This is a genomic window from Streptomyces sp. NPDC058240, from assembly GCF_042882135.1.
Classification (GTDB): domain Bacteria; phylum Actinomycetota; class Actinomycetes; order Streptomycetales; family Streptomycetaceae; genus Streptomyces.
In genome coordinates, this window is the sequence record NZ_JBHVWT010000024.1 from 88,333 (window position 1) to 97,545 (window position 9,213).

Genomic DNA, 9,213 nt, shown 5'->3' on the forward strand with positions numbered 1-9,213 from the left:
GGGCCGTATGACGAACCCAGGCACCACTCCGGGCGCCACCCGGCGCACCGTTCTCGCCGGGGCGGCGGCCCTCGGCGCGGCTGCCGCACTGCCGCTGACGCTCACCGCCACCGCGCACGCGGCGGACGCGGCCGCTGTCATCGACGACGCCGCCGCCCTGCGCACCCGCTGGCACACGCTGCTCACCGGCGGCCCCGGCCTCGATCCGACGGACCCGCAGATCGCCGCGGCCGTGGCCAGGATCGGCAAGGCCGCGACCACCTCGGTCAAGGGCCTCGACCCGGCCCGGACCGACGGGCTGTTCCCCGATCTGACCAGCACCACGCTCTCCAACCACGTGACGACGTCGTTCAAGCGGCTCGCCACGGTCGCGACCGCGTGGGCCGTCCCCGGCACCCCCCAGTACGGCGACACCGCGCTGCGCGATCTCCTGCTGGCCGGCCTCGACTGGATGCTGACGAACCGCTACGGTCCCGGCCACACCCGGTTCGACAACGACTGGGACTGGGAGATCGGCTCCGCGCTCGCCCTCAACGACGCGGCCGTGCTGCTGTACGACGCGCTCGGGACGGAGCGGCTGGGCCGGATCACCGGGGCCGTACGGCACTACACGCCCGACCCGAACCTCTGGCGGGCCGACCGGCAGATCGCGACCGGTGCCAACCGGGTGTGGATCTCCACCGTGGTCGCCGTCAACGCGGTGCTCAGCGGCACGGGCGACGATCTGGCCCGGGTCCGTGACGCTCTTTCGGACGTCGAGGGTTCGGGCGCCAACAGTGTCCTCGCCTTCAACGACGCGAGCGCCGCGGCGGAGGGGACCGGCGAGGGCTTCTACTCCGACGGTTCCTTCCTCCAGCACTACAAGCATCCCTACAACGGCGGGTACGGCAAGGAGCTGCTGAACAACCTCTCGCGGCTGCTGAACCTGCTCGCCGGTACGGCGTGGACGGTCACCGACCCCGACCTCGACAACATCCGCGGCTGGGTCGACGACGGCTTCGACCCGCTGCTGGTGCGTGGCGACGTGATGGCGTCGGTGTGCGGGCGCGAGATCGCCCGCCCCAGCAAGCAGGGCCATGTGTCGGCACAGACGGTCATCGAGGCGGTGGTGCGCCTGATCCCGAGCTTCCCCGGCGAGACGGCCGACCGGTTCACCGCCCTGGTCAAGCAGTGGATCGCCGAGGACACCTACCGGGACTTCCTGGCCGTCACCGACCTCGCCTCGCTGGTCGCCGCCCGGCAGGTCATCGCCTCCCCGGTGCCGGCCCGGGGGCCGCTGGTCGCGCACAAGCAGCACCCGCGCATGGACAAGGCGGCCCACCGCAGGCCGTCCTTCTCGCTCGGCATCTCCGCGTACTCGTCCCGGATCTACAACTACGAGTCGATCCAGAACGAGAACCTGCACGCCTGGCACCTCTCCGACGGCATGGTCCTGCTCTACACCGACGACCTCGGGCACTACAGCGAGGACTACTGGCCGACCGTCGACCCGGCCCGGCTGCCGGGCACCACGGTCATCGCGGGACGCCCGGCGGACGCGGCGGGTCAGCGGACCACCAGCACGGCCGACTGGGCGGGCGGCACCGCGCTGCCGGGCACGACGCTCGGCGCGTACGGCATGGAGCTGCGCGCGTACGGCAGTTCGCTGCACGGGCTGAAGAGCTGGTTCTGCCTGGACGACGTGATCGCCTGCGTCGGCTCGGGCATCGGCGCGGACGCGGGCACGGCCGAGACGGTCGTGGAGAACCGCAAGCTCCGCGACCCGAAGGCGGCCCTGCTCGTCAACGGCACTGCGGCGCCCACGGACGCCGGCTGGTCGGACCGCCTCGACGAGGTCCGGTGGCTGCATGTGGCCGGAACCGGCGGCTATGTCTTCCCCGAGCCCGTCACGCTGAACGGTCTGCGCGAGGAGCGCACCGCGACCTGGCGCGAGATCAACCTCAAGTACGGCACGGACACCTCGGTCACCCGCCCGTATCTGACGCTCTGGCAGGACCACGGCGCCGTGCCGAGCGGGGCGGGCTACTACTGGCTCCAGGCCCCGGCGGCCTCGGCCGAGCGGACGAAGCAGTGGTCGTCCGCGCCGCCGGTGAAGCTGATCGCCCGCTCCACCGCCGTGCACGCGGTACGCCGCTGCGCGGACGGGCTGGTCGCCGCGAACTTCTGGACCGCCGGCACCGCGCAGGAACTGACCGCGGACGGCCCGGCCTCGGTGCTGGTGCGGCCGGACGGGAAGACGGTGAAGGTGTCGCTGTCCGACCCGACACAGCTGCGGCCCTCGGTCGTGCTGGACCTGGCACAGCGCGGTCTGAGCGTCGTCTCGGCCGATCCGGGTGTCAGCGCGGCACCCACCGGAAACGGCATCCGGATCACCGCCGACACGGCCGGACGCCACGGTGCAACCCTCAACCTCACCCTGAAGAGGAGCTAGACCCTTGCTGTTCGACATGCCTCTGGACCGGCTGCGCGACTACCGGCCGGAGCCGGAGGAGCCGGCCGACTTCGACGCCTTCTGGGAGAAGACCCTCACCGAGACGGCCCGCCACGACCTGGACGCCGCGTTCGTCCCGTACGACGCCGGATTCGCGACCGTCGACGTGTTCGACGTGACGTTCCGGGGCTGGGGCGGGCAGCCGGTGAAGGCATGGCTGCTGCTGCCGAAGGGGCGTTCGGGCCCGCTGCCCGCCGTGGTGCAGTACATCGGCTACAACGGCGGCCGGGGCATTCCGTACTCCTGGCTGACCTGGAGCGCGCTCGGGTACGCGCATCTGGTGATGGACAACCGGGGCCAGGGCGGCGGCGGCAAGAACACCGCGGACACCCCGGACATCGGCCCGGACGGGCACGGTTCCTCCTCCCCCGGCTTCCTGACCCGGGGCATCGAGGACCCGTACCGCCACTACTACCGGCGGCTGATCACCGACGCGGTGCGGGCGGTGGACGCGGCGAAGGCCCACGATGCGGTGGACGCCTCGCGGGTGGCGGTGCTCGGCGGCAGCCAGGGCGGCGGGCTCGCGCTGGCCGTCGCCGGGCTGCGGGACGACATCGTGGCGGCCGTCGCCGATGTGCCCTTCCTCTGCCACTACCGGCGTGCCTCGCAGATCACGGACGCCGGACCGTACGCGGAGATCGCCCGCTGGCTGTCCGGGCACCGCTTCCGGATCGACGAGGCGATGGAGACCCTGTCCTACTTCGACGGGGTCAACTTCGCGGCACGGGCGACCGCCCCGGCGTGGTTCTCGGTCGGCCTGATGGACAAGATCTGCCCGTCGTCCACGGTGTTCGCCGCCTACCACCGCTATGCGGGTCCGGCGGAGATCGAGGTGTTCACGTACAACGGGCACGAGGGCGGCGCCGAGTACGACCTGCCGCGCAAGCTCGGGGCACTGCGCGGCGTGTTCGGCTGCTAGGCGCAGACGCCGCGCGGCAGACGGCAGTTTGACGACAGGGCCTGGCGGACCACGGTCACCGGCCCAGCGCCGCCATCGCGGCGTTGTGGCCGGGTACCCCGCTGACCCCGCCGCCGCGCACCGCGCCGGCCCCGCACAGCAGCACATTGGCGCGCGCCGTCTCCACTCCCCACCGGCCGGTGGACTCCGTGGCGTACGGGAAGGCGAGGTCCCGGTGGAAGATGTGGCCGCCGGGCAGCCGCAGATCCCGCTCCAGGTCGAGCGGGGTCTTCGCCTCGATGCACGGCTCGCCGTTCCCGTCGCGTGCCAGGCAGCCGGTGATCGGCTCCTCCAGGTGCGCGTCGAGTTCGGCGAGCGTCGCCGCCAGCAGCTCGGCCCGCGTCGCCGCGTTGTCGGCGGCGAAGAGCCGGGCGGGGGTGTGCAGGCCGAACAGGGTGAGGGTCTGGTAGCCGCGGGCGGCGAGGTCCGGGCCGAGGATCGACGGGTCGGTCAGCGAGTGGCAGTAGATCTCGGACGGCGGGGCGGCGGGCAGCCGGCCCGCCGCGGCGTCCCGGTAGGCGTCGGCGAGCTGCCCGTACCCCTCGGCGATGTGGAACGTTCCGGCGAAGGCCTCGCGCGGGTCGACGGAGCGGTCGCGCAGCCGGGGCAGCCGGGTGAGCAGCATGTTCACCTTCAGTTGCGCGCCCTCGGCCGGGGCGGGCGGTTCGTCCCGGAGGAGGGCGGCGAGCGCCTGCGGCGAGGCGTTGACGAGAACCTTGCGGGCCGCGACGACATGTTCCGCCCCGGGGGAGCGGACGGTGACCTCGGCCCGTGTCCCGTCGGTGTCGATCCGGGTCGCCTCGTGCCGGACCCGGATCTGCGCCCCGGCCTCGCGGGCGGCGCGGGCGAGGGCGTCGGTGAGCGCGCCCATGCCGCCGACGGGGACGTCCCAGTCGCCGGTGCCGCCGCCGATGACGTGGTAGAGGAAGCAACGGTTCTGGAGCAGCGACGGATCGTGCGCGTCGGCGAAGGTGCCGATCAGGGCGTCGGTGAGGACGACTCCGCGTACGAGGTCGTCGGTGAAGTTCTTCTCGACGGCGACACCGATGGGCTCCTCGAAGAGCGTCCGCCAGGCCTCCGGGTCATCGATCCGCTCGCGCAGGGCGTCGCGGCCGGGCAGCGGCTCGGTGAGGGTCGGGAAGGCCCGTTCGGCGACGCGCCGCGTCATGCCGTAGAACCGCTGCCACGCCGCGTGCTCCCGGTCGGAGCCGGTGAGCGCGGCGAAGGAGTCCCGGGTACGGTCCCCGCCGACGAGCAGCCCGGTGGCACGGCCGCCGCGCACGGTCGGGGTGTACGAGGAGATGGTCCGCTTCCGTACGGCGAAGTCCAGTCCGAGATCACGGACGATCTTGGGCGGGAGCAGGGAGACCAGGTACGAGTAGCGCGACAGGCGGGCGTCGACCCCGTCGAAGGGGCGGGTCGAGACGGCCGCTCCCCCGGTGATGGCCAGGCGCTCCAGAACCAGGACGGACTGTCCCGCGCGGGCGAGGTAGGCGGCGGCGACCAGACCGTTGTGGCCGCCGCCCACGATCACTGCGTCATAGCTGTCGGGTACGGGCATGACCCTTCGTAGCACGGCACGATCGCCCCTGACCAGAGGCCGTGGTGCCCGGTCAGTGCGGCGACGCCCGCTGCCCGCGGCGCACCGCCGCGACCTGCCGGTACAGCTCGACGGCCTCCGTCCCGCGGCCGAGCTGCTCCAGGCAGTGCGCCTCGTCGTTGCGCGCGGCTAGGGCGTCGGGGTGGTCGGCGCCCAGGAGCCGCTCGCGGGCCGCGGCAACCGTGCGGTAGACGGTGAGGGCGTCGGCCCAACGTCCGAGCCAGCCGAGGCCGACGGCGACCTCGCGGCGGCTGACGAGGGTGTCGGGGTGGTCGGGTCCCAGGACGCGTTCGCGGATCGCGCACACGTCGCGGGCTTCGGCGAGCGCGTCCTCCCAGCGAGCGAGGCGCCCCAGGTTGACGCCGAGGCCGTGGCGGGCGCGGAGCGTCTCGGGGTCGGTGGGGCCGCCCACCCTGGTCCGGTCCTCCACCAGGACGCGGTACAGCTCCAGGGCTTCCGCGCTGCGGCCCAGGCGGCCCAGGCTGATGCCGACCTCGTAGCGGGCGGAGAGCGTGTCGGGGTGATCGGCGCCGAGCGACCTCGACCGGGCGTGGGCGACCTCCCGGTACGCCTGCAGGGCCTCCGTCCAGCGCCCCAGCCTGCCCAGCGTGTACGCCACCTCGTAGAGGGTGACCAAGGCGTCGGGGTGGTCGGCGCCGAGCAGCCGACTGCGGGCCGACGCCACGTCCCTGGCCATCCGGTACGAGTCCTCCAGGCGGCCGAGCCGGCTGAGATTGAAGGCGAGGTTGTGGCGGCAGCGCAGGGTGTCGGGGTGGTCGGGGCCCATCGAGCGTTCCCGGGAGGCGAGAACCGCGGCGTACACCTGATGCGCCTCGAAGTGCCGGCCCAGCCGGCCCAGCACGAACGCCGTCTCCTGGCGGGCGGCCAGGGTCTCCGGGTGGTCGGGGCCCAGGCTGCGCTCGCGGCCCCGGGCGACGCGGTCGAACTCCCGCAGGGCGTCCGAGGCGCGTCCGGTGCGGCTGAGGGTGAAGCCGATCTCGTACCGGCTGGAAAGGGTGTCGGGGTGGTCGGGGCCGAGGGCGTGCTCGCGTTCGGCGGCGACCGCGCGGTGCACCTCACCGGCCTCCTCCCAGTGGCCGAGCCGGCCCAGGTCGAGTCCCGCGCTGTGCCGGCTGGCGAGGACGGACAGCAGCTCCGGCGACGGGGTCGGGCGCTCGGCCCTGACCGGTGGCAGCTCGCCGGTGAGGCTGCGCATGTCGGTGCCGGTGGTCCACTCGCCGGTGAGACCGGCGGAGTGGTCGGGCGGGGCGAGCCCGGGGTGGGTGCCGGTCGCCTTGTGCCCGGTGGTCATGCCACGGGTCCAGGCCGGCAGCTGCTGCCCGGGGCGTACGACGGGAACGGGCGGTGCGAGCGGTACCGGCCCGGTGGGCGGCAGGTGCGGCTGCTCGCCGGTGCGGCCGACGGCGATCCGCCGCCGCAGGTCGCCCGCGTCGACGGGCCGCTCCTCGGGGGTCTTGGAGAGCAGTTCCAGCACGACGCGGTCGAAGAAGCCCGGGAGCTCGGCCCGGTGGGTGCGCAGCGGCCGGGGCTGGGTGTCGCGGTGTCCGACGAGGACGGCCCAGGCGTCGTCGAGGTCGAACGGCGGTGCTCCGGTGGCGATCTCGTACAGCACGCAGCCCAGTGAGTAGAGGTCGCTGCGGTGGTCGACCTGGCCGCCGCTGATCTGCTCGGGCGACATGTAGTGCGGGGTGCCCATGGCGATTCCGGTGCCGGTGAGGCGGGAGCTGAAGCCGATGTCGTGGCCGAGCCTGGCGATGCCGAAGTCGCAGATCTTCACCGTGCCGTCGGCCAGCCGCATGATGTTGGCGGGCTTGAGGTCGCGGTGCACGATGCCCTGCTGGTGGGTGTAGCCGAGGGCGTCGGCGACCTGTTCGGCGATGTCGACGACGTCGGGCACCGGCAGTGGGTGCTGTTTGTTGTCCTCTAGGAGCTGGCTGAGATTGCGGCCGTCGAGGAGTTCCATGACCAGGTAGAGGACGCCTTCGTGCTCGCCGAAGTCGTGGACGACGGTGACGCCGCGGTGCTGGAGCGCGGCGGCGACCCGGGCCTCGCGGCGGAAGCGTTCACGCAGGACGCGGGTGAAGGACTGATCGTGCTGGGGCCCCATCGGCTTGAGGCATTTTACGGCGACATGACGGCCGAGCGACTCGTCGCGGGCGCGCCACACCTCACCCATGCCTCCGCGCCCGATCAGATCGAGCAGTCGGTACCGGCTCTGGATCAGCCTGGTGTCCGCCATCGCCTGCTGTCGCCCCCGTCTGTTACGCCTGTTTCCGCGCCCTCCCCGGCCCGACCAGTATGGCGGCCCGGCTGCGCAGTTTGTACGGGGTGGGGCGGCTGCCGGGACCGAGCCGGGCCATCGCGTTCAGAATGTGACCGGGCGGGAGCTGCCAGCGGAGCCGGGCGGGGATGCAGCGCAGCGTGGTTCCCGCCGTGCGCAGGCGGCGGTCGACGGTGTGCGCCGGGGCGGCGGGTCTGCCGTAGAGCTCATGGGCGTACGGGGGCAGTGACTGGTAGGCGAGTGCCGCGACGCGCCGCCACAGCAGTGCCCGCGCCGGAACGAGCAGCGGGTGGACGGGGGGCCGGCGCAGGAAGTCGTCGACGTCCAGCGCGTCCGCGGACGCGGCGAGGCGGGGACGCACCCGCTCGAAGTAGGCGGCGAGCTGTGCGGCGGTGGCCGGTACATCGGCGGGGTCGAGGCCGACGAGGCGGGCACTGTGGCGGTGTTCGTCGATGTAGCGGTCGACCTGGGCTTCGGTGAGCGGGAAGCCCGAGCGGCGTTCGACCTGGAGGTAGGAGTCGACCTCCGCGCAGTGCACCCAGAGCAGCAGTTCCGGCTCGTCGACCCCGTAGGTCTCCCCGGTCTCCGGGTCGGTGGCCTTGATGAGCCGGTGGATCCTGCGGACCCGGGCACCGGCCTGCTCGGCGGCCTCGGTGGTGCCGTAGGTGATCGTGCCGACGAAGCCGGCCGTACGCATCAGCCGCCCCCAGGCGTCCTTGCGGAAGTCGGAGTTCTGCATCACGCCGCGTACGGCTCGCGGGTGCAGCGCCTGGAGGTAGAGCGCCCGCACTCCGGCGATCCACATCATGGGGTCGCCGTGCATCTGCCAGGTGACGGATTCGGGCCCGAAGAGCCCCGGGTCGGCGTCCACCATGCTGTTCGTACCTCCCGCTCGGCGACGTACGTACGCGAAGGATACGTACGGGCGCCGACACCTCCCATGGTTCCCGCGGGGGGTGCCGGGACGGTCCATTGCGGTGTACATGGGTTCCTCCTAGGGTGACCTCCATGGCCGATTCGAGCCGATTACGTCCTTCGGTGCCGCTCATGGGCGTCGAGGAGGAGCACTTTCTCGTCGATCCCCTCACCCGTGAAGTCGTGCCGTACGCGGGCGATGTGGTGCCGGAAGGCCGCGGAGGACCTGGGTGATCTGGTGTCCCGGGAACTGGGCCGGTACCAGGTGGAGACGAGGACTCCGCCGTGCGGCTCCTTCGAGGAACTGCACGGGGAGCTACGGCGGTCGCGAAGGGCCGTCGCAGCCGCTGCCGAGACCGTGGGAGCCCGTACAGCCGCGGTCGGCGCGGCCCCGCTCGGCACCCCGATCCCGATGCCGGTCAGCGACGACCCCCGCTGCACGGAGCAGCTGCGGGACTACCGGGGTCTGGTCGACGAGCACGTCATCTGTGCTGTGCGACCCATGTGCACGTGAGCGTCCCGGACCGGGAGCGCGCCGTGCTCGTGAGCAACCATCTGCGTCCCTGGCTTCCGCATCTGATCGCGCTGTCGGCCAACTCGCCGTTCTTCTGCGGGCGTGACACGGGGTACGCCAGCTGGCGCCGGATGATGTGGCAGCGGTGGCCGGTCTCCGGACCTCCGCCGTACTTCGCCTCCTACGACGAGTACGAGAATCTCCTCACGGCGCTGACCGACCCTGCTGCCCAATTCGTTCAGGCGGAGAGTTGGTAGTTGAGTCGTTCGAGCCTGCTGTGGCGGGCGCGGTCGAGTGGCCCGGTGGTCCAGTGTGCGTCGAGTCGGATCACGTTGAGTGCGGTGGCGGAGAAGGCGTGTTGGAGGCGGACTTTCGGTAGGCCGCGGTAGCGGGCCCGGCGGATGCCGGTGATGTCGAGGGCCTGGTTGATGGT

General features: G+C 72.5%; 8 protein-coding genes and 1 pseudogene. 5 read left to right on the forward strand and 4 right to left on the reverse strand.

Translation table 11 applies throughout. The features are described from left to right. Window positions 1–7 precede the first annotated feature (7 nt). The gene (locus tag ACFVX4_RS28885) at window positions 8–2,431 is read left to right on the forward strand and encodes a polysaccharide lyase 8 family protein (protein ID WP_389982460.1); all 2,424 of its coding nucleotides are present in this window, start codon (window positions 8–10) and stop codon (window positions 2,429–2,431) included. Between the two features lie 4 nt (window positions 2,432–2,435). Next, entirely contained in the window at window positions 2,436–3,410 is a 975-nt protein-coding gene (locus ACFVX4_RS28890; protein WP_389982463.1) for an acetylxylan esterase, read from the forward strand. 55 nt (window positions 3,411–3,465) lie between these two features. On the opposite strand, the gene ACFVX4_RS28895 is transcribed toward ACFVX4_RS28890, so the two are convergent. From ACFVX4_RS28895 to ACFVX4_RS28905, 3 genes are read right to left on the reverse strand one after another with little or no spacing between them, the layout of a single operon-like run. After that, complete coding sequence (locus ACFVX4_RS28895; RefSeq protein ID WP_389982466.1) at window positions 3,466–5,010, reverse strand: phytoene desaturase family protein; 1,545 nt, start codon at window positions 5,008–5,010, stop codon at window positions 3,466–3,468. 52 nt (window positions 5,011–5,062) lie between these two features. Beyond that, window positions 5,063–7,309 carry a tetratricopeptide repeat protein gene (locus ACFVX4_RS28900; RefSeq protein WP_389982468.1) on the reverse strand — a complete coding sequence of 749 codons (2,247 nt, stop codon included), beginning with the start codon at window positions 7,307–7,309 and terminating at the stop codon, window positions 5,063–5,065. A gap of 22 nt (window positions 7,310–7,331) precedes the next feature. Further along, window positions 7,332–8,225, reverse strand: coding sequence for an oxygenase MpaB family protein (locus ACFVX4_RS28905; protein ID WP_389982471.1), 894 nt, complete (start codon window positions 8,223–8,225; stop codon window positions 7,332–7,334). 134 nt (window positions 8,226–8,359) lie between these two features. Here ACFVX4_RS28905 and ACFVX4_RS28910 point away from each other — a divergent pair, with 134 nt between their 5' ends. The 3 genes from ACFVX4_RS28910 to ACFVX4_RS28920 are packed head-to-tail and all read left to right on the forward strand — an operon-like array spanning window position 8,360 to window position 9,037. Beyond that, window positions 8,360–8,500, forward strand: a complete 141-nt coding sequence (locus tag ACFVX4_RS28910; protein WP_389982474.1) for a hypothetical protein — start codon at window positions 8,360–8,362, stop codon at window positions 8,498–8,500. 4 nt (window positions 8,501–8,504) lie between these two features. Then, window positions 8,505–8,780: a glutamate-cysteine ligase family protein gene (locus ACFVX4_RS28915; RefSeq protein ID WP_389982477.1), complete on the forward strand. Its 276-nt coding sequence runs from the start codon at window positions 8,505–8,507 to the stop codon at window positions 8,778–8,780. After that, window positions 8,777–9,037 (forward strand): glutamate-cysteine ligase family protein, encoded by a 261-nt coding sequence (locus tag ACFVX4_RS28920; protein ID WP_389982480.1) that lies wholly within the window; start codon window positions 8,777–8,779, stop codon window positions 9,035–9,037. The genes ACFVX4_RS28915 and ACFVX4_RS28920 overlap by 4 nt, the downstream gene beginning before the upstream one ends. Here the strand turns inward: ACFVX4_RS28920 and ACFVX4_RS28925 are convergent. Beyond that, a pseudogene (locus tag ACFVX4_RS28925) lies at window positions 9,019–9,213 on the reverse strand (IS1182 family transposase); the annotation flags it as partial. The gene ACFVX4_RS28920 and the pseudogene ACFVX4_RS28925 overlap by 19 nt on opposite strands.